Genomic DNA, 19,186 nt, shown 5'->3' with positions numbered 1-19,186 from the left:
GCCTGGGACGCGCTTCGACGCCCGATCTGGATGTTCGATCCCTCCGCCATGCGAGGCGTCTATGCGAACGCCGCCGCCCTGGATCTGTGGGGCTCCGACAGCCTCGACGCCCTCCTGGCCCGCGACTTCAGCCAGATGTCGCCCGCCGTCCTGGCCCGCACCGAGCGACTGGCGCGCGAGACGGCGAACGGCGAGACCCTTTCCGAACACTGGACCTTCTATCCGAACGGCCGGCCGTTGACGGTGACGGCGATCATCTCGACCCATTGGCTGGACGACGGCACGCCGGTCCTGCTGTTCGAGGCCGCCTCCATCGAGGTCGAGAGCGAAGAGCGTCGCGCGGTCGAGGCCCTGCGTCACACCTCCACCCTGATCTCCCTGTTCGACAGCGAAGGCCGGCCGCTGTTCTCAAACCCGGCGGCCTTCGCGGCCTATGGCTCGACCACCCACCCCTTCGAGGCCCGGTTCGCGGAACCCGAGCGCGCCCAGCCCATGCTGGCGGCGGCCCTGTCCGGCGACCTGTCCTCGGACGTCTGCGAGATCATCACCCGCGAGGGCCTGCGCTGGCACCACCTCGACATCCGCCCGGTCATCGATCCCGTCACGGGCCAGCTGGGCGTCATGCTGAACGAGATCGACGTGACCGAACGGGTCGAGGCCGAACAGGCCCGCGTCGCCGCCGAACAGAAGACCGCCATGGCCGAGGCGCGTCAGAAGTTCCTGACCGATATGTCGCACGAACTGCGCACGCCGCTGAATTCTGTCATCGGCTTCTCGGACCTGTTGTCCAAGGCCGGCCTGGCACAGGAACACGCCGACCACGCCGCCCGGATCAACGGCGCGGGCCAACGTCTTTTGTCCGTGGTCAACGACATGATCGACCTGTCGGCCGACAACGTCATTCCCCTGCAGACGCCCGATACAGTCATCGAAGAACCCGCGCCTGCCAATGAAGACGCCGCCGCCCTGCGCGTCCTCTATGTCGACGATCACGACAGCAACCGCGCCCTGGTCATGGCCGTCATGTCCGCCCAGGGCATCGTATGCTCCACCGCCGACGACGGCGCGCAAGGGGTCGAGGCCGCCCGCGACGGCGACTGGGACGTGATCCTGATGGACATCCAGATGCCGGTCATGGACGGCGTCGATGCCACCCGCGCCATCCGCGCCCTGCCGGGTCTGGTCGGCCGCACGCCCATTCTGGCTCTGACCGCCAACACCCTGCCGGAACAGCTGATCCAGTACGAAGAGGCCGGCATGGACGACTGCATCGCCAAGCCGATGAACATCGTCGATCTGGTCACCCGCGTCACGGCCTGGGGCGCCAGCGACTGGCGCAACTTCGACCCCCTGTTCGATCCCGAAGCCGCCGCCGTCGCCTAAATTCAGCGCGGCGTCTTCTGGACCCGCCGTCCGCGCCCTATCTTGGCGCCATGCCCATCGCCCGTCTCGACAGCCGCGCCCTGATCTCCGTTACGGGCGAGGACGCGAAACCCTTCCTGCACAATCTGCTGACGCAGGACGTGGAGACGCTGGCGGAAGGCGAACTGCGCTTCGGCGCGCTGTTGTCGCCGCCCGGCCGGCTGCTGTTCGACCTGTTCATCCTGGGCCAGGCGGACGGCGTCCTGCTCGATGTCGCGACTGAGCGCCGCGACGCCCTGTTGCAGCGACTGTCGATGTACAAGCTCCGCGCCAAGGTCGTCGTCGCCGCCGACGACCGCGCCGTCTTCGCCGCCTGGCCGGAGGTCGTCGCCGGCTTCATCCCCGACCCGCGCACCCCGCTGATGGGCGGCCGCTTCTATGGCGATGCGACCCCCGACGCCAGCGAGGCCGACTACCATGCCCACCGCCTGTCCATCGGCCTGCCAGATCCGACCGCCGACGCGCCACAGGACAAGACCTATCCGATTGAGGCCGACTACGACCTGCTGAACGGCATCGACTTCCAGAAGGGCTGTTTCGTCGGCCAGGAGACGACCTCGCGCATGAAGCGCCGGGGAACGATCAAGAACCGGATGCTGCCGCTCGACTTCGACGGCCCGCCCCCCGCTTTCGGCGCCGAGGTGCTGAAAGGCGAACTGCGCGCGGGCGAGGTGCTGTCCGGTCGTGACGGTTCTGCCATGGCCTTGCTGCGGATCGACCGCATCGACGGCGACCTGACCGTAGACGGCCGCCCTGTGCGCTTGCGCAAACCCGCCTGGATGGGCGAGGACGTCCTCCCCTCCTCCAACGCGTGAGTCCCCCATGAAGATCGCCGACCAGATCGTCCTCGTCACCGGCGGCGCACGCGGCGTCGGGGCGGCGTGCATCCGCGCCTTCGCCAACGAAGGCGCCCGCGTGATCATCAACTGGCGCGCCAGCGGCGAGGCCGCAAACGCCCTGGCCGCTGAGATCGGCGACCGCGCCGTCGCCCTCCAGGCCGACGTGACCGACCGCGCCGCCGTGGACGCCATGGTCACCTCCGCCCAGGCCCATTTCGGCGCCCCCGTCACCACAGTGGTCAACAACGCCCTGGACTACAGCTTCAACGGCGACGCCCGGTCCCGGATGACCGCCATCGGCTGGGACGAACTGGCGGCCCAGTTCTCGACCGTCGTGCGCGGCGCCCTCAACACCATCCAGGCGACCGCCCCCGGCATGGCGGCGGCCCGGTTCGGCCGCGTCGTCAACATCGGCACCAACCTGTTCCAGAACCCGGTCGTGCCCTATCACGACTACACCGCCGCCAAGGCCGCCCTGCTGTCGCTGACCCGCACCGCCGCCGGCGACCTCGGCCCCGACGGCATCACCGTCAACATGGTCTCGGGCGGCCTCCTGCGCACCACCGACGCCAGCGCCGCCACGCCCGAGGCCGTCTTCGACTTCATCGCCGGCATGACGCCCCTTCGCAGCGTCACCACCCCGCAAGAATTCGCCGACGCCGTCCTTTTCTTCGCCTCGCCTTGGAGCCGCGCCGTGACGGGCCAGAACCTGGTCGTGGACGGCGGATTGGTGCGGGACTGAACTACGACCGTCTCCTCCCTATCGCGTAGCGATGGGGAGGTGGCGCGGCGCTTCTTCAGCGCCGTGACGGAGGGGCTCTTCGCCTCATCACCGCCGCCAGTGGGACGTCAAAAGCCCCTCCACCGCTTCGCGGTCCCCCTCCCCACGAGTGGGGAGGAGACGGTCTCCATCCTATTCTCTGAGGACATTCGTCCAGATTTCAGAGCCTTACCCACCACCAGCGTCAATCGTCCGACCACTGATCCAAACGCCTGTACAATGCGCGGTTTCGACAGGGAGGACGCAAAACTCGACCGCATCGGACCTCTCTCACAGTCGACCCAAATTGCACTTTCTTGCACTTTGCACTGTTTTCGCAGGTGCAGTGCAATTCCGCCCCACCACCGATTTCAGACAATTGAGACTATTCAGACGGTGTTTTTCCGCCGCCGAGTCTGAAAACCCGCCCTTCCCCTCACCAGAACAGACTGGCAACCTCCGGCCATGACCGACTCAAACGCCGAAGGCCGCTGCGGCTGGTGCGGGGCCACCGACCCGCTCTACATCGCCTATCACGACACCGAATGGGGCGTGCCTGAACGCGATCCGCGCGCCCTGTGGGAAAAGCTGGTCCTCGACGGCTTCCAGGCCGGCCTCGCCTGGATCACCATCCTGAGAAAGCGCGAGGGCATCCGCGACGCCTTCGACGGCTTCGACCCCGAGATCGTCGCCCGCTATGGCGAGGACGACATCCAGCGCCTGCTCAACGACCCCCGCATCATCCGCTCGCGCGCCAAGATCAACGCGGCCATCCGGGGCGCCCAGATCTGGCTGGAGATGCGCGAAAACGGCGAGGACTTCTCCGCCTGGCTCTGGTCCTTCGTCGATGGCGAACCGATCCAGACGACCTACGCCGACTTCCGCCAGGCCCCGACCCAGACCGACCAATCCGTCGCCATGGCCAAGGCGCTGAAGAAGCGCGGCTTCAACTTCTGCGGCCCGGTGATCGTCTATGCCTTCATGCAGGCCGTCGGCATGGTCAACGATCACCAGACGACCTGCTTCCGTCACAAGGAGGTTAAAGCAATGACCTAGGGCTGACTGGGTACGTTGGGACCGTCGATGATAACCCACCTCGATCCATCAATCGCGATCATCACTTCTTGCCGCGTCCAAACGCCACCGGCATCTCGTTTTTGATAGAGGCAACGAAACTCGGTTTGATCCTCAGGAATATCATAACAATTCAATGCATTGATATTGCGCGCCGATGTTTTCAGAAGGCCCGCCAGATCGTTGCGGTTAGGACCGACCGCAGAGGCACACGCCCCTGCAAGCAGAATGAGTGTCAAACTGACGTGAGCAACCTTAACCATTCGCACAAGTTACAATTGCCTGCGATGTCGTGGAAGTCTCAGTGCTTCCGTCACGCCCAGGTTCGTGCGATGGCCGCGCATGGCTAAAGCCCCTGCCCGCGTGAAGACCGCCCGCCCCCGCGCCGCCCCGACCCTGTCGCTGGAGGTCGCACTGATCCAGCGCGTCGGCGGCCTGGTGTGCGGCGTGGACGAGGCCGGTCGCGGGCCGTGGGCCGGCCCCGTCTCGGCGGCAGCGGTGATCCTGAATCCGGACGACCTGCCGCCGGGCATCGACGATTCAAAGGCCCTGACGGAAAAGCGCCGCGCCGCGCTGGAGCCCCAGATCAAGGCCCGCGCCATCGCCTGGGGCGTCGGCTTCGCCTCGGTGGAGGAGATCGAAGAGCTGAACATCCTGCACGCCACCGGCCTGGCCATGTGCCGCGCCATCGAGGCCTTGCAGATCCAGCCGGTCGCGGCCCTGGTCGACGGCAACTACCGCTTCAAACTGCCGTGCGAAATCCAGACCGTGGTCGGGGGCGACGGCCTGTCGCTATCCATCGCAGCGGCCTCGATCCTGGCCAAGACCGCGCGGGATCGGCTGATGATCGATCTGGACGCCCAATACCCCGGCTACGGCTTCGCCAGCCACAAGGGCTATAACGCGCCGATCCACCAGAACGCCTTGAAAACATTAGGTCCCTGCCCCGCACACCGGCGCAGCTGGTCGCCGATCAAGGCCCTGCTTCAGGACGCCTGACGCCGCTTCAGATGTGCATGAAGCCGCCCAGCAGCGCGCCCATCAGGGCGGCGACGGCGGCGCCGGCCAGCGCCATCATCCAGCGCGGCGGCGGGCTCAGCTCGGGTTCCACATCGACATGCTCGACCGGTTGCGCCGCCTCGGCCGGGCGGCTGTATCGGGCGGCGTTGTGGGTGAAAGTCGGCCGTGCTTCGGCGGCCGGCGCGTCCCAGCCCCAGTCGCCCTCGGCGACACGCGGCGCCCACGAACGCGGTTCCGCCGCCGGCCGGACGCGGTAATCGTCGGTGCGATCGGTGGGCGGATAGGTGTGAGGACGCGCTTGCATAATCCCAGAACGACACGCCGCGATTCGCGTTCCGCAACTTGCGACTGTTGTTTTCGCTGCGCTTATGCGGCCACAGGCAGTTCGACCGGCCGATCCGTGACCACGAACAGGTGCTCGATATTCCTCAGCCGCCCCACCTGACCCACCTTCTCGCCCTTGGGATTGTGGATGCCGATCCGGGCGCCGACGTAACGCGGGTGCGCCACCTCCAGCACCTGGACATGGCCGCGCGCCGACAGCATCTCGACCAGTTCGGCCCGGCTCAGATAGCCCTCGTCGTTGAAGCTGACGATCAGATTGGGCGCCTTGACCCGTTCGATCACGGTGCGCAGCGCCGGGCCGATGCCGGGCCGGCTGTTGAAGGCGCTCTTGCGCGTCCTGACGTCCACCCGCTTGTTGGCGATCCCATAGGTCTCGGGCCGGTCCCACAGCACCAGGCTCTCCCAGCAGTGATAGTTGCCCAGATAGGAATGCTGGTTGTAGGGCGGGTCCAGATAGACGAGGTCGGCCTCGACCTGTTCGGCGATCTCGATCGCATCGCCCTGCGTCGCCCGGCACGGCCCGCTGTCCACCGCCGCAACCATGTCCGGCGTCCGCAGCTGCAGCGTCTTCAAGGCTCGCGGCGCCCACTGCTTCATATAGGCCATCTGGACCCCGGCGGTGGAATCCACCCGGTCGGCCGCCTCCATCAAACTGACCAGCGCGATGGCCTTCAACTCGGGCTCCAGCCCCATGGCCTCGATCCGGTCACGCATGGCGTCGATGCGGGCGCCGTTGTCGGGGTGGAAGTAGCGGGCGTCCTGGCAAAAGGCCTGGGTGAACCATCCCGCCTGCGGCGTCACCGTCCGCAACTCGGCCAGCACCGTCTCGACCCGGTCGATCCACCGTTCCCGATCCGCCTGGACATAGGCAGTCGCCAGGGCGTGGGCATAGGCGTTGTAGTCGTTCGACCAGACCTGGAAGCCCTGCTTCTTCAAGGCATGACCGACCCGCGCCGTGCCCGAAAACAGATCGCACACCCGCCCGCCCTGGGGCAGGACGCCGGCGACGGCGCCCGTCACATGGCCCAGCAGGGCGCGCTTGGAGCCGATGTATTTGATCATGACGCGGCGCGACTCATCCGCCCACCATAGCCGCTTCGCGCGCGACAGGGAGAGGTCCAGTTGGTGCGGGCGGCCGGGCTTGAACCGGCAAGGACTTTCGTCCGGCAGATTTTAAGTCTGCTGCGTCTACCAGTTTCGCCACGCCCGCGGCCGGACCGGCTGTATAGCCAGCCTGTCCGTCGGGGCCAAGCGGGCTTAGCGAGCGGCGGGGGTCGCCGGCTTCATCGCCCGGAAATCCACGTCGGAATCGGCGATCAGCCACAGCAGGCCGGCCCAGGCGGCGACGTTCTGGTTCAGTTGCGCCGGGTCGATCTTGTCCAGGGTGTCGTTGGCGGTGTGGTGCAGGTCGAAATAGCGCGTGCCGTCCTGGGCCAGGCCGAAGAAGGGCACGCCCAGCGGTCCCATCGGGCCGACATCGACGCCGCCTTCTGTCTCGACCCGGTCCGAGGCCAGGACGCCGATCGGATAGAGGACGCGGGTCGCGGCCTTCTGGAAGTCCGAGCCCTGGGCGCCGGCGGGCAGACGCAGGGCATAGACGCGGTCGGCGCCGAAATCGCTCTCGCCGGCGATGATGTGCTTGTCCAGCGCCGCGCCCTGGCCGCGCGCATAGACGCCGCCGCCGTTGCCCGTCTGGGGCGTCGGCTGGGAGACCTCCTCCGAACCGAAGAAGATCACGCGCAGGGTGCGGGCCGGGCGGCGGCCGCTGTCGGCGATGGCCTTTGCCGCTGCAACGGTGATGGCGCCCCCCGCCCCGTCGTCGATGGCGCCGGTGCCCAGGTCCCAGCTGTCCATATGCGAGCCCAGGACGATGATCTCGTCCGGCCGCGTGGCGCCGGGCAGGTCGCCCATCACGTTCTGGCTGGTGGTCCGGTAGGTGCGGGCGGTCGAGGTCAGGCGCACCCGCACCGGCTGACCCAGGGCGACCAGGCGGCTGACCTGATCGGCGTCGGGCGCGGCCAGGGCGAAGGCGGGGATGGTCGGTTTGCCGTCCACATAGCGGGTCGTGCCCGTGTGGGGCATACGGTCCTCGTCAGAACCGACCGAACGCATGACGAAGGCCGATGCGCCCTTGGCCGCCGCCACGCCGGGGCCGGCGCCGCGCACGCGGGTCTGGGGCCCATAGCCGGAGCCGTCCTGCATCGGATGCATCTGGCCCAGATCGACATAGACGATCTTGCCGCGCACGGCAGCGTCAGGCGCGGCTTGCAGGTCTTCGAAGGTGGAGAACCGCACGATCTCGGCCTCGACGCCGTTGCGAGGCGTGGCCGGCGAATGGCCCAGGGCGGCAGCGACCAGGGCCTGGGCGTTGTCGCCGACGATGGCGGCCGAGCTTTCGCCCCGCTCCCATCCGACCAGCGGGAATTCTTCGATCCGCACGTTCTGGAAGCCGTTGGCGCGCAGATAGTCGGCGGCCCAGGCGGCGGCCTGCTGTTCCGAGCGCGAGCCGGCCGGGCGCGCGCCGAACCGCGTCGTCAGCTGGGTGACATAGTCCATGGCGATGTTGGAGCGCATCGCGGCGTCACGCACGACGATGGCCTGCTCCACCGTCGCCGCATCCTGGGCGTTGGCCACAGGCGCGAAAGCGACGAGACCCAGGGCGACGGCGCTGGCGGTCAGCAGGCGGATGGACATGGGCAGGCTCCGGACTCGGGTGGGAGCCGGAACCTAGGTAGGTTCAGTCGTTCTGGAAATAGGGTTCGACCGTGCCCTGCAGTTTGACGGTCAGGGCCTTGCCCTTGCGATCGACGCGGTTGCCCAGGGCCAGACGCACCCAGCCCTCTGAGACGCAGTATTCCTCGACGTTGGTCTTTTCCTCGCCCTTGAAGCGAATGCCGACGCCGCGTTGCAGCGCCTCGGCATTGTGGTGCGGATTGGACGGATCGACCGAGAGGCGATCGGGAGGCGTGTCGGACATGGTCTTCGAGCGAGCTCAGATTTTCGGCAAGGCGCGGTGATAGACGCGCGCGCGCCTGATGCCAATCCGAAACCGGGCGGCGGCGTGCTTATGGCAGCAGATGATAGTGCTGGGCCACGGCGGCGATCATCGCGGTTCCCGCCGTCGGAACGGCCAGGATGATGGCGCGGCGCAGGCGATGCGCGACGTAAAGCAGTTCTCCAACCATGGCGTCATCCTCGATGTGGTCGCTCTCTGACGGAGCGTTCGAAGATCATTGGTCAAAGTGTTTTCACTGTCGAGACGAAACATCCGTTCAGGGATCACACTTAACGTTACTGCACAGTTTGGCGCGGCTGGGCGTTGGCGGCGGCCGAGGGCTGATAGGCCTGAGGACCGGCGGGCGGCGTGGCGGCGGGTGTCGCCGGACGGCGTGCAGGCGTCGCAGCCGGGCGACGGGCGGGTGTGGAAGCAGGACGAGAGGCGGCCGGGCGGGGCGTCGGACGGACCGCAGGCGGCGTGGCGGTCGCGGCGGCCGGCTGAGCAACCGGTGTCGGCGCAGGCGTCGCGACGGCGGGCGTCGCAGCGGGCGGAGGCGTGGCTTCGGCGGCAGCGGCGCGGGCGGCCATCTGCTGGGCCTGGAAGCGGGCGGCCAGCTTCTCGGTCAGTTCCTTGGCCTGGGGCGCCGTCATCTGGGCCATGATGGCGGCCAGGGTGCGCGGACGCATGGCGGCGGCGACCGGCAGGCGCACGCGGTCCTCCAGCGTCGCCATGACGGGGGCGGCCTCCTTGGGCCGCATGGCGGAATAGACCTGGACCAGGCGGTCGATCTCGGCCTTCTCACGCTCGTCCACCTGGCCGAGCATTTGCTTCATCTCGGTCTTCAGGGCGGCCAGGGCCTGGATCTTGGCCTCCAGTTTCTGTTCGGCGGCGACCATCAACGGCAGGGTGGTGGCGAAGTCCTGATCGCGAGCGTCCAGCGCCGCGCGGCGCTGCGACAGCGACTGGATGATCTTCAGTTCGGCGGGCGAAATGCCCGCCTGCTGGGCCAGTTGCTCGGGCGACAGGGCGGAGCAGGTGCCCGGCAACGCAGGCTTGATCGGCGCGCCGGCTGCAGCCGGCGCCGCCTCCTCGGCCCAGGCCTTGGCGCCGTCGAACAGGCCGGGCGCAACGCCTATGGCGCGCACGGCGACCACCCCGCCGATGGCGATGGCGATGAGGGGCAGAAGGCGGGGTAGACGGGCCATGAAATGGGGTTCCGAACTCAGGCGGCGAACAGGTCGTCGTCGAGATTACGACGCGCGGCGTTGAGGCTTTGTTTGGCGGAATGGTTAGCGGAGCGTCCGGCCGTCAGGGCCTGGACGATGGCGGCGACATTGTCGCGCCCGGCCGGGGCGGTGCTCGCTGCGGCGCGACGGCTGGTCGAGGGGCTGGCCAGACCCTGGATACGCTCGGCCAGAGCCGCCATGCGCTCGGCGCGTTCCTCGTCTTCGGTCGCGGTCACGGCAGGGGCGGCGACGGCGGCGGGCGTGCGGCGGACCGGCTCGTTCTCGACGACGCGAACGGGCGCGACGGCAGGGGCGCGGGCGATCAGGGTTTCGAGCTGGGCCTTCACCTCGCGCGCCTTGATGATGCGGTCGTGCAGAAGGTCTGTCTCCTGGCCCGAGGCGCGCAGGGTCGCCAGCGCGTTCTCGGCCCGACCGGCGGCGTTGTTCAGCTCGCTCACCGCCTGGGCGAAGGCCAGTTGTCCGGCGCGCAGGGCGGCCAGCTTGCGTTCCAGCTTGATGCCATAGCCGACCGCCGCGACCAGCAGCAGCATCAGCACCGCGTCCATGATCATTCCGGCCATCAGACATTCACTCCCAGGCGGGCGGCGGCTTCGGGATTGACCGGCCCTTCGACGCGTATGGCGATGTGCTGACCCTTGCGACCCATGCGGCCGGTGGTCAGGGGGATGGAGCCGGCGCGGATCGAGACCTCGGAATCCGGCGTCGCGTTCAGCATCAGGGTATCGCCGACCTTGAGGTTCAGCACGGTCGAGAGCGGCATCTGCTGCTCGTCCAGCACGGCGCGGACCTCGGTCTCGGTGGTCCATATCTCGGTGGCCAAGTGGCCTTCCCAGATGTTGTCGCGGCCGAACTTCTCGCCCATGAACTGCTGCAGCAGCATCTTGCGGATCGGCTCCAGCGTCGCATAGGGCAGCAGCAGTTCGATCCGGCCGCCGCGATCCTCCATGTCGATGCGCAGCTTGATCAGGATGGCGGCGTTGGCCGGGCGCGCGATGGCGGCGAAGCGCGGATTGGTCTCCAGCCGATCCAGGTTGAAGTGGACAGGCGTCAGGGGCTCGAACGCCTGGCGGGCGTCGTTCAGCACCACCTCGACCATCCGCTGCACCAGCACGCGTTCGATAGTGGTGTAGGGTCGGCCTTCGATGCGCAGCGCCGCCGTGCCGCGACGGCCGCCCAGCAGCACGTCCACGATCGAATAGATCAGGTTGGAGTCGACCGTCAGCAGGCCATAGTTGTCCAGCTCCTCGGCCCGGAACACGGCCAGGATGGCCGGCAGCGGGATCGAGTTCAGATAGTCGCCGAACCGGATCGACGAGATGTTGTCCAGGCTGACTTCGACGTTGTCGGAGGTGAAGTTGCGAAGGCTGGTCGTCATCAACCGCACCAGGCGGTCGAACACGATCTCCAGCATCGGCAGCCGCTCATACGACACCAGAGCGGAGTTGATGATCGCCCGGATGCCCGAGCGTTCGGAGCCGTCGTCGTCGCCCAGGTCGAAGCCCAGCAGGCTGTCGATCTCGTCCTGGTTCAGGACGCGTTCGGACAGGGCGTCGCCGGGATCGCCGAGACCACCGAACGGGTCGAGCTGGGCTGCGTCGGTCATGCCTATTGCACCAGCATTTCTTCGATCAGCACGGCGTCGATCTTGCCCGGCGCAGCGATCAGATTGACGCGGCGCAGGATCTCGGCCCGCAGCTGATAGGTGCCGGCTGAACCGCTCAGGTCCTCGGGGCGCAGCTCGCGCACGAAGCCGGTGAACATGTCCTGCAGGCGCGGCATTTCTTCCTGCAGATGCGTCGCCACCTCGGCGTCGTGCATCTCCAGCGTCAGCTTCAGCTTCAGGAAGGTCGGCCGACCGTCGGGCGACTGAATGTTCATGACCATGTCCGGCAGGGTGTAGAAGGTGACGCCGTCAGGCCCCGGCGCGATGACGCCCAGCGACGGGTCCGCCTCGCCGCCCTCGGCGCCGCCGCCTTGACCGCCGGCTTCCTTCTTTTCTTCCTTGCCGCCCTCAGCCTTCTTGTCCGACTTCTCTTCGCCGTGACCCGCTTCGGCCTCGGCGCCGTGCGCCTCTGCGGGCTTGGGCTTCAGCATGAAGAAGGCGGCGGCCCCGCCACCGCCCAGCACAAGAAGCGCGACAGGCGCGATGATGAACAGCAGCGGCAGCTTCTTTTTCTTGGGTGCGGCGGCGTCGTCGCCTTCGACGGCCGCCTCGCCCTCCTTCATGGCAGGCAGATTGGCGTCCGCGGCGGGATCACCCTTCTTCTTGCCAAACTTGAACATGCGCGCGCCCCGGAGACTCTCTCATGACGAGGATCGTCGGGTTTGGTTAACGCGACGTTTACAATGGGCAGGATTTGCCTGGTCATCTGGGTGCCGATGGCGCTCAAACCCGCATTCCGCCTGGATTAACCCTGTTGGCACGGCCGTTGCGAGGGACGAGAGCGAAGGAGCACGCCTCTCGTGGAAAACGCCGCCTATATTGGACTGTCACGCCAGATGACGCTGCGCCGCGAACTGGACATCGTGGCCAACAACGTCGCCAACGCCACCACGACCGGCTTCAAGGTCGAGCAGTTGATGTTGGGAACCGAGATCGGCCAGCGCGCCCGCAACGACTCCATCCGTCCTTCGGCCAGCTTCGTGCTGGACAACGGCGTGGGCCGCGACTTCGGCCAGGGCTCGATGCAGCAAACCGGCCGCGCCCTGGACTTCGCCATCGCCGGCGAAGGCGCCTTCTTCAGTGTGCGCGACGGCGCGAACGGCGAGGCCTATACTCGCGACGGCGCCTTCACGATGGACCCGGAAGGGCGTTTGACCACCAAACAGGGCCAGGCCGTCCTTGGCGGCGGGGCCGATATCGTCCTGAATCCCAATCTGGGCGCTCCAAGCGTGGGCGAAGACGGCACCATCACCCAACGGGGCCAGGTCACCGGTCGCCTGTCGGTCGTGCGCTTCGAGGCGCTGGGCGTGCTCGAAAAAGGCGGCGACAGCCTGTATCGCAACAACTCCAACACCCGCCCGATCGAGGCGGCGGACGCCCGGGTCCATCAGGGCTCGCTGGAATCGTCCAACGTCAACTCGTTGACGGAAATCACCAATCTCGTCGAGATCAGCCGCGCCTATGAGAGCATTTCGCGCATGATCGAAAACATCAATGACCTTAGCCGTCGCGCCGTCGAGCGTCTTGGCAAGGCCGCTTAAGGGAGCCCCTCAAGTCGCGAGACGCCGAGCGTCGAGCGATAGGGAGAAAAACAATGCGCGCACTTCGCACCGCCGCCTCGGGCATGGCCGCCCAGCAGCTGAACGTGGAGGTCATCTCCAACAACATCGCCAACATGAACACGGTGGGCTTCAAGAAGCAGCGCGCCGAGTTCCAGGACCTGCTCTACCAGAACGTCGAACGCATGGGGGCCCAGTCCTCGGCCGCCGGCACCGTGGTTCCGACGGGCATCCAGATCGGCGCAGGCGTCAAGGCCGGCGCGGTCTACCGGGTCACCGAACAGGGCACGCCTCAGGCGACCGGCAACCCCTACGACATGGCCATCGACGGCAAGGGCTATTTCCAGATCACGCTGCCCTCGGGCGAACGGGGCTACACCCGCGCCGGCAACCTGCAGGTCAGCCCGCAAGGCCAGATCGTCACCGACGACGGCTATCTGCTGGAACCGGCGATCACCATACCGCAGAACACCACCAAATTATCGATCTCCAAGACGGGTCTGGTCCAGGTGACACAGGACGGGCAGACGGCTCCGACCACGGTCGGCCAGATCGAACTGGCCAACTTCTTCAACGAAGCCGGCCTGGAAGCCATCGGCGACAACCTGCTGCTGGAAACCGCCGCCTCGGGCCCCGCCATCGTCGGCACGCCCGGCGACATCGGCTTCGGCCAAGTTCTGCAAGCCTATACGGAGTCTTCGAACGTGGACGCCGTGTCGGAGATCAGCGCCCTGATCGTGGCCCAGCGGGCCTATGAGATGAACTCCAAGGTCATCAGCACCGCCGACCAGATGCTGTCGGTCGCCTCGCAAGTGAAGAGCTGAGCCATGACCCTGATCCGCTCCCTCCTGCTCGCCGCCGCCGTCAGCGCCGTCTCTGGCGCGGCCTTCGCCGGTCCCGTCGTTCTGCGCGCCAATCCCGTCGATGACGACGGCCGGGTCACCCTGGGCGATCTGTTCGAAGGCGCGGGCGCAGCCGCCAATGTCGCCGTCGCCGAGCGTGTCGGCCCCTCGGTCGTGCTGGAAGCCGGCCAGCTTCAGGCCCTGGCCCGCCAGGCCGGCCTCGACTGGAGCAATCCCAACGGCCTGCGCCGCGTCGCCGTGCGTCGCGCCACCGGTCCGGTCCAGACGGCGTCGGACGCGACGTTTCAGCCTGTGGCGCAGTCCGCCGTCCAGCCGGTCGCACGCGCCGCCTACCGCCCCGGCGCCGCACCGCAGGTCATCGCCCGCAACGACATGGTCCGCGTCACCTATCAGGTCGGCGGCGTGAACCTGGCCGTCATGGGCAAGGCCATGCGCAGCGCGGGTCTGGGGGAGCCCGTCGCCATCATGAACACCACCTCCAACCGCATCATCGACGCGGTCGCCTCCGGTCCCGGCCAGGCCATCGCCGGCCCCGCCGGCGACGCCGCCCGCGCCAATCCCCAACAGTTCGCCGCCCGCTAGGGAATCCAAGTCATGCGTAAAGCCATCCTGATCCTCGCCGTCCTGGCCCCGCTGGCCGCCTGCTCGACCGTCGCCGAGACGGTGCGTGGTCCCGAACTGGCGCCGATCGGCTATCCTGCCGCCCTGATCCCGGCGCAGCAGGCCTATCTGCCGCCGCGCGAGACCGCTCCCGCCAGCGCCAACAGCCTGTGGCGCACGGGCGCCCGCACCTTTTTCGGCGACCAGCGCGCGCGTCATATCGGCGACATCCTGACGGTCAAGATCGACATCGACGACCGCGCCCAGACCCAGAACTCGACCCAGCGGTCGCGCTCCAACACTATCACCAGCGGCGTCTCCAACCTGTTCGGCCTGGAAAGCAGCCTGGGACGCGCCTTCCCCGGCGGTTTCGATCCTTCCGCCATGGTCGGCATGGAGGGCGACCTGAAATCGGCGGGCTCCGGCACGGTCAACCGCGCCGAAAAAGTGTCGCTGACAATCGCTGCGGTCGTCACGGACGTCCTGGCCAACGGCAATCTGGTGATCCAGGGCCGGCAGGAAGTGCGCACCAACCGCGAGGTCCGCGAACTGACCGTCGCCGGCATCGTGCGGCCCGAGGACATTTCGTCCGCCAACGCCATCAACCACACCCAGATCGCCGAGGCCCGCATCTCCTACGGCGGTCGCGGCGACGTCAGCCGCGTCCAGGCCCCGCCTGTGGCTCAGGCTCTAGCCGAGCGGTTCAGCCCGTTCTGATCCGACATGTGAACCGTTGACGGATAACCGCGTTCAGCCCTTATGCGGTGGTCTGGTCTATTGCGGTTACGGCCGGGCCTGACGACATTGGGGGCGACGCGACGATGCGCGTTGTCGGCGGGGGCTGACACATGATGCTTATTCTTTCCGCCGTGATGGCGGTCGCCATCCAGGCGACGCCGACGGCCGGCTGGACCTGGAGCCTGTACGAAGGCGACGGCCCCTTGGTGCTGGCAAACGAAATTCCCGACACCGCTGAGTTGCGCGCCACCCTGCAATGCCAGCCGGGGTCCGGCGCCGTCTCGGTCGCGGTCTATGGCGACGACGCGACGGCTGGTTTCGCCCGGATCACCGCCGGCGGCGTGACCGCCACCAGCGAGGCCCGCATCGGGCGCGGCGGCAAGCTGGAGACCGCGATCCCGGTTGATCACCCCGCTTTTTCGGCCTTCGTCGCGGACGGCCGTATGACGATCACGGTCGGAGACAGCGCCGATACGATCACCGTCGAACGTCCGCACCTGGCCAAGCTTCGTCGCTTCGCCGACCGCTGCGCCGGATAGGAAGCCCATGCGTCTGTCTCGCCTGATCCTGCCCCTGATCGCCGTGTCCGCCCTGGCGGCCTGCGCCACCAACGCGCCCGCCCCGGTCGCAAATCTGGAGGAGGCGGGCCCTGCCCCCGCCCCCATGCCCGGCTACGACTGGTTCCTGAACCGCGACGGGCAAGAGGCGACCCTGGCCTACGGCGTCGCCAACAGCGACGAGGTCAAACTGCACCTGCTCTGCCAGGCCGGCTCCGGCGCGCTGGAGCTGACGGCGGCCAGCGAAAAGCCCGGCCGCGAAATCCATCTCGAATCGGGCGGCGACACCGAACGCTATCGCGCCTCGTCCGAACCGGCGGGCGTGCACGACGGCGAACTGCTGACCGCCCGAGCCATGACCAAGGATCCGGTCTTCCAGCGCTTCCGCCGCCTGGGCTGGATCGCCTCCTGGTCGGACGAGGAACGCCATATCTACGCCGCCCATCCGGGCGCCAAGGCGGGAATCGAGCAGTTCTTCACCGTCTGCGGTTGACGCATCGGTCACGCTCGGCTTGCGTGCGCCCCCTAACAGGAGGGGCGTTATGAAGTTTTCCCATTTGGCCATCGCGGCCTTGCTCGCGAGCGCATCGCCGCTGGTCGTCGTGGCGCAGACCCCGCCCGCCGAGGTCGCAGCGACACCGGCCGACACCGCGCTGAACGCCGTCATCGCCGACTATGAGACCTATCTGAAGTCGGTCGATCCCTTCTCGGCCAGCGGCGAGGGTGATGTGGAGGCGATGGGTCGTGTGCCCGACCTGTCGCGCGAATTCGAACTGGCCCAGCGCGCGCCGATCGAAGACTTCGTGCGGCGGCTGAACGCCATCGACCCGGCAAGTCTTTCCCACGCAGGCGGCATCAACCACGCCTTCCTGCTCTACACCCTGAACCGCAGCCTTGAAGGGCTGGATTACGACACCAGCCGCCTGGCCTTCGACGCCGAGGGCGGCCCGGGCACATGGGCCCTCTATGTCGGCGGCAGCACCCGCCTGAACTCCGTCGCGGAGGCCGAGGCCTATATCAAACGCATCAGGGGCTTCGGAACCATCTACGCCCAGACGACGGCCAACGCCCGGCGCGGTCTGGCGACAGGTCTGATCCAGGCCCGGTCCGTGACAGAGAGCGCCCTGACGCTGGCGCGCAACGATGTGGCGATCAAGCCTGACGCCGAGCCGCTGCTGAAACCCCTGACAACCCTGCCCTCGACCGTGTCTCCGGCCGAGAAGGATCGTCTGACCGCAGCGGCGACGGCGACGGTTTCGGAAGTGATCATTCCTGCACGCCAGGCTTGGCTGGCCTTCCTGGAAACCGACTATCTGCCCAAGGCGCCGGCCGAGCCAGGCATCGGCAATCGGCCCGGCGGCAAGGAACTTTACGCCTATCTGGTGCGCGGCCACACGACCACCGACCTGACGCCGGACCAGATCCACCAGATCGGGCTGGACGAGGTCGCCCGCATTCGCGCCCGGATGGATGTGGAGATGAAGGCGTCCGGCTGGACAGGCGACTTCGCCGGCTTCCTGAACTTCCTGCGCACCGATCCGCAGTTCTATGCGACCAGCCGCGAGGCCTTGCTGCAACAGGCGTCGGAAATGGCCAAGCGCGCCGACGGCGGCCTGCCGCCCCTGTTCGCCACCCTGCCCCGCCTGACCTATGACGTGCAGCCCGTGCCGCCACAGATCGAGGAAAACTACACCACCGGCCGCTACAACGGCGGCTCGATGCAGAACGGCGTCGCCGCCCACTACATCGTCAACACGTCCAAGCTGGATCAGCGCCCGCTGTATGAGCTGCCGGCCCTGACCCTGCACGAGGCCGTGCCCGGCCACCACCTCCAGATCGCCCTGCAGCAAGAGGCGCCTGGCCAACCCTATTTCCGGCGTCAGGCCAATGTCAGCGCCTATACCGAGGGCTGGGGGCTTTACGCCGAGTATCTGGGCGAGGAGATGGGCTTCTACCGCACGCCCTATGAGCGGTTCGGTCGCCTGTCCTACGAGATGTGGCGCGCCTGCCGCCTGGTCGCCGACACCGGCCTGCACTGGATGGGCTGGACCGAGGAACAGGCCCGCGCCTGTTTCCGCGACAACTCGGCGCTTGCGCCCCACAACATCGAGACCGAGCTTCAGCGCTATATCGGTTGGCCGGGCCAGGCCACGGCCTACAAGATCGGCGAGATCCGCTTGCGCGAAATTCGGGCGCGGGCCGAGCGGGAACTGGGGCCAAAGTTCAACGTGCGGACCTTCCACGACGCCCTGCTGGTCGAAGGCCCGCTGCCGCTGGCGCTGCTGGACCAGCGGATGGATGCCTGGATCGCGGAGCAGAAGGCGAAGTAACCAAACCTGTCTCCTCCCCGCTTTGCGGGGAGGTGGCGCGGCGCTTCTTCAGCGCCGTGACGGAGGGGTTCTGCACCGCATCGCAAATGCCTGTGGGACTTCAAGCGCCCCTCCACCGCTTCGCGGTCCCCCTCCCCACAAGTGGGGAGGAGACGATGTGCTTATGCCCACTCCGGGACCGGCAAACCCTTCGACCGCAGAAATTCCGGGTTGAACAGTTTGGACGCGTAGCGCGACCCAGGATCGCACAGGCAGGTCACGATGGTCTTGCCCGGCCCGATCTCCTTCGCCAGCCGCACGGCGCCGGCGATGTTCACCCCGGCCGAACCGCCCAACGACAGGCCTTCGTGTTTCACCAGATCGAACAGGATCGGCAGGAACTCCGCATCCTCGATCCGATAGGCGTGATCGGGCCGGAAGCCTTCCAGATTGCCGGTGATCCGCGCCACGCCGATGCCCTCGGTGATGGACGAGCCTTCGCCCTTCATCTCGCCCTTGTTGAACCAGTTGAACATGGCCGCTCCGGCCGGGTCGGCCAGGGCGATCGTCACGTCCGGGTTCTTCTCGCGCAGATAGGCGCCGACACCGGCGATGGTGCCGCCCGAACCGACGGCCGAGACGAAGGCGTCCACCTTACCCTGCGTTTGCGCCCAGATCTCGGGGCCGGTGGTGTTGTAGTGGGCGTCGCGGTTCGCGGTGTTGTCGAACTGGTTCGCCCAGATGGCGCCCGCCTCTTCGCTGTCGTTCAGCTCGGCCGCCAACCGCCCGGAATAGTGGACGAAATGGTTGGGGCTGGAGAAGGGGGCGGCGTCCACCTCGACCAGGCGCGCGCCCAGCGACCGGATGGCCGACTTCTTCTCTTCCGACTGGGTGCGCGGAATGACGATCACGACCGGATGACCCAGCGCCGCCCCGACCAGGGCCAGACCGATGCCGGTGTTGCCGGCCGTGCCCTCGACGATGGTCCCGCCGGGCTTCAGCGCGCCCGACTCCCGCGCGCCCTGGACGATCGACAGGGCCGCGCGGTCCTTGATCGAGCCGCCGGGGTTCATGAACTCCGCCTTGCCCAGGATTTCGCAGCCCGTCGCTTCGGACAGGCGGTTCAGGCGCACCAGCGGCGTATTGCCGATCAGGTCGATGACGGACGATGTGACGGACACGTTTCAGCTTT

At 67.4% G+C, this 19,186-nt stretch carries 22 protein-coding genes and 1 tRNA gene; 12 read left to right on the top strand and 11 right to left on the bottom strand.

Annotated elements, in window-relative coordinates; genetic code table 11:
* Positions 1–30 precede the first annotated feature (30 nt).
* The 4 genes from AC3ISA_RS11260 to AC3ISA_RS11245 all read left to right on the top strand — a co-directional run bounded on the left by AC3ISA_RS11260 (position 31) and on the right by AC3ISA_RS11245 (position 4,077).
* Entirely contained in the window at positions 31–1,383 is a 1,353-nt protein-coding gene (locus tag AC3ISA_RS11260; protein ID WP_489177950.1) for a hybrid sensor histidine kinase/response regulator, read from the top strand.
* Positions 1,384–1,433: 50 nt separating this feature from the next.
* The gene (ygfZ, locus tag AC3ISA_RS11255; protein ID WP_489177949.1) at positions 1,434–2,237 is read left to right on the top strand and encodes a CAF17-like 4Fe-4S cluster assembly/insertion protein YgfZ; all 804 of its coding nucleotides are present in this window, start codon (positions 1,434–1,436) and stop codon (positions 2,235–2,237) included.
* A gap of 7 nt (positions 2,238–2,244) precedes the next feature.
* On the top strand, positions 2,245–3,003 hold the full coding sequence (locus AC3ISA_RS11250; RefSeq protein ID WP_489177948.1) for a 3-oxoacyl-ACP reductase: 759 nt from the start codon (positions 2,245–2,247) through the stop codon (positions 3,001–3,003).
* 483 nt (positions 3,004–3,486) lie between these two features.
* Positions 3,487–4,077, top strand: a complete 591-nt coding sequence (locus tag AC3ISA_RS11245; RefSeq protein WP_489177947.1) for a DNA-3-methyladenine glycosylase I — start codon at positions 3,487–3,489, stop codon at positions 4,075–4,077.
* Here the strand turns inward: AC3ISA_RS11245 and AC3ISA_RS11240 are convergent.
* Complete coding sequence (locus AC3ISA_RS11240; RefSeq protein WP_489177946.1) at positions 4,074–4,334, bottom strand: hypothetical protein; 261 nt, start codon at positions 4,332–4,334, stop codon at positions 4,074–4,076. The two genes, AC3ISA_RS11245 and AC3ISA_RS11240, sit on opposite strands and share 4 nt — an antisense overlap.
* 103 nt (positions 4,335–4,437) lie before the next feature.
* Here AC3ISA_RS11240 and rnhB point away from each other — a divergent pair, with 103 nt between their 5' ends.
* Positions 4,438–5,094, top strand: a complete 657-nt coding sequence (gene rnhB / locus AC3ISA_RS11235; RefSeq protein ID WP_489177945.1) for a ribonuclease HII — start codon at positions 4,438–4,440, stop codon at positions 5,092–5,094.
* 7 nt (positions 5,095–5,101) lie between these two features.
* Here the strand turns inward: rnhB and AC3ISA_RS11230 are convergent, their stop codons facing one another.
* From AC3ISA_RS11230 to AC3ISA_RS11190, 9 genes are all read right to left on the bottom strand, one after another.
* A complete protein-coding gene (locus AC3ISA_RS11230; RefSeq protein WP_489177944.1) occupies positions 5,102–5,419 on the bottom strand; it encodes a hypothetical protein in 318 nt (105 codons plus the stop codon).
* Positions 5,420–5,481: 62 nt separating this feature from the next.
* Complete coding sequence (locus tag AC3ISA_RS11225) at positions 5,482–6,522, bottom strand: DNA adenine methylase (protein WP_489177943.1); 1,041 nt, start codon at positions 6,520–6,522, stop codon at positions 5,482–5,484.
* Between the two features lie 61 nt (positions 6,523–6,583).
* Positions 6,584–6,670: transfer RNA gene (locus tag AC3ISA_RS11220), tRNA-Leu, on the bottom strand.
* Between the two features lie 47 nt (positions 6,671–6,717).
* On the bottom strand, positions 6,718–8,154 hold the full coding sequence (locus AC3ISA_RS11215) for a M20/M25/M40 family metallo-hydrolase (protein ID WP_489177942.1): 1,437 nt from the start codon (positions 8,152–8,154) through the stop codon (positions 6,718–6,720).
* A gap of 43 nt (positions 8,155–8,197) precedes the next feature.
* Complete coding sequence (locus tag AC3ISA_RS11210) at positions 8,198–8,437, bottom strand: DUF3297 family protein (RefSeq protein WP_489177941.1); 240 nt, start codon at positions 8,435–8,437, stop codon at positions 8,198–8,200.
* Positions 8,438–8,751: 314 nt separating this feature from the next.
* The gene (locus tag AC3ISA_RS11205) at positions 8,752–9,663 is read right to left on the bottom strand and encodes a MotE family protein (protein ID WP_372693136.1); all 912 of its coding nucleotides are present in this window, start codon (positions 9,661–9,663) and stop codon (positions 8,752–8,754) included.
* Positions 9,664–9,680: 17 nt separating this feature from the next.
* Positions 9,681–10,265 (bottom strand): DUF6468 domain-containing protein, encoded by a 585-nt coding sequence (locus AC3ISA_RS11200; RefSeq protein WP_489177940.1) that lies wholly within the window; start codon positions 10,263–10,265, stop codon positions 9,681–9,683.
* Positions 10,265–11,308 carry a flagellar motor switch protein FliM gene (fliM, locus tag AC3ISA_RS11195; protein ID WP_372693138.1) on the bottom strand — a complete coding sequence of 348 codons (1,044 nt, stop codon included), beginning with the start codon at positions 11,306–11,308 and terminating at the stop codon, positions 10,265–10,267. Before fliM ends, AC3ISA_RS11200 begins: the two co-directional genes overlap by 1 nt.
* Positions 11,309–11,310: 2 nt before the next feature.
* On the bottom strand, positions 11,311–11,988 hold the full coding sequence (locus tag AC3ISA_RS11190) for a flagellar basal body-associated FliL family protein (RefSeq protein WP_372693139.1): 678 nt from the start codon (positions 11,986–11,988) through the stop codon (positions 11,311–11,313).
* A gap of 180 nt (positions 11,989–12,168) precedes the next feature.
* Between AC3ISA_RS11190 and flgF the strand changes: the two genes are divergently transcribed.
* The 7 genes from flgF (at position 12,169) to AC3ISA_RS11155 (ending at position 18,015) form a co-directional block, all read left to right on the top strand.
* Positions 12,169–12,909 carry a flagellar basal-body rod protein FlgF gene (flgF, locus tag AC3ISA_RS11185; protein ID WP_372693140.1) on the top strand — a complete coding sequence of 247 codons (741 nt, stop codon included), beginning with the start codon at positions 12,169–12,171 and terminating at the stop codon, positions 12,907–12,909.
* 53 nt (positions 12,910–12,962) lie between these two features.
* A complete protein-coding gene (flgG, locus tag AC3ISA_RS11180; RefSeq protein WP_489177939.1) occupies positions 12,963–13,751 on the top strand; it encodes a flagellar basal-body rod protein FlgG in 789 nt (262 codons plus the stop codon).
* A gap of 3 nt (positions 13,752–13,754) precedes the next feature.
* Positions 13,755–14,372, top strand: coding sequence for a flagella basal body P-ring formation protein FlgA (locus AC3ISA_RS11175; protein ID WP_489177938.1), 618 nt, complete (start codon positions 13,755–13,757; stop codon positions 14,370–14,372).
* A 12-nt stretch (positions 14,373–14,384) separates the two neighbouring features.
* On the top strand, positions 14,385–15,107 hold the full coding sequence (gene flgH / locus AC3ISA_RS11170) for a flagellar basal body L-ring protein FlgH (RefSeq protein WP_372693143.1): 723 nt from the start codon (positions 14,385–14,387) through the stop codon (positions 15,105–15,107).
* Positions 15,108–15,238: 131 nt separating this feature from the next.
* Entirely contained in the window at positions 15,239–15,667 is a 429-nt protein-coding gene (locus AC3ISA_RS11165; RefSeq protein ID WP_489177937.1) for a hypothetical protein, read from the top strand.
* A gap of 7 nt (positions 15,668–15,674) precedes the next feature.
* Positions 15,675–16,178 (top strand): hypothetical protein, encoded by a 504-nt coding sequence (locus tag AC3ISA_RS11160; RefSeq protein WP_372693145.1) that lies wholly within the window; start codon positions 15,675–15,677, stop codon positions 16,176–16,178.
* A 49-nt stretch (positions 16,179–16,227) separates the two neighbouring features.
* Positions 16,228–18,015 (top strand): DUF885 domain-containing protein, encoded by a 1,788-nt coding sequence (locus AC3ISA_RS11155; protein ID WP_489177936.1) that lies wholly within the window; start codon positions 16,228–16,230, stop codon positions 18,013–18,015.
* 161 nt (positions 18,016–18,176) lie between these two features.
* Here AC3ISA_RS11155 and AC3ISA_RS11150 read toward each other — a convergent pair whose 3' ends face one another.
* Positions 18,177–19,175: a cysteine synthase A gene (locus AC3ISA_RS11150; protein ID WP_489177935.1), complete on the bottom strand. Its 999-nt coding sequence runs from the start codon at positions 19,173–19,175 to the stop codon at positions 18,177–18,179.
* Positions 19,176–19,186 lie beyond the last annotated feature (11 nt).

This window comes from Brevundimonas sp. KH_058 (genome assembly GCF_057838505.1).
Note: the sequence above shows the minus strand (reverse complement) of the source record. Positions and strands in the feature narration are given on the sequence as shown.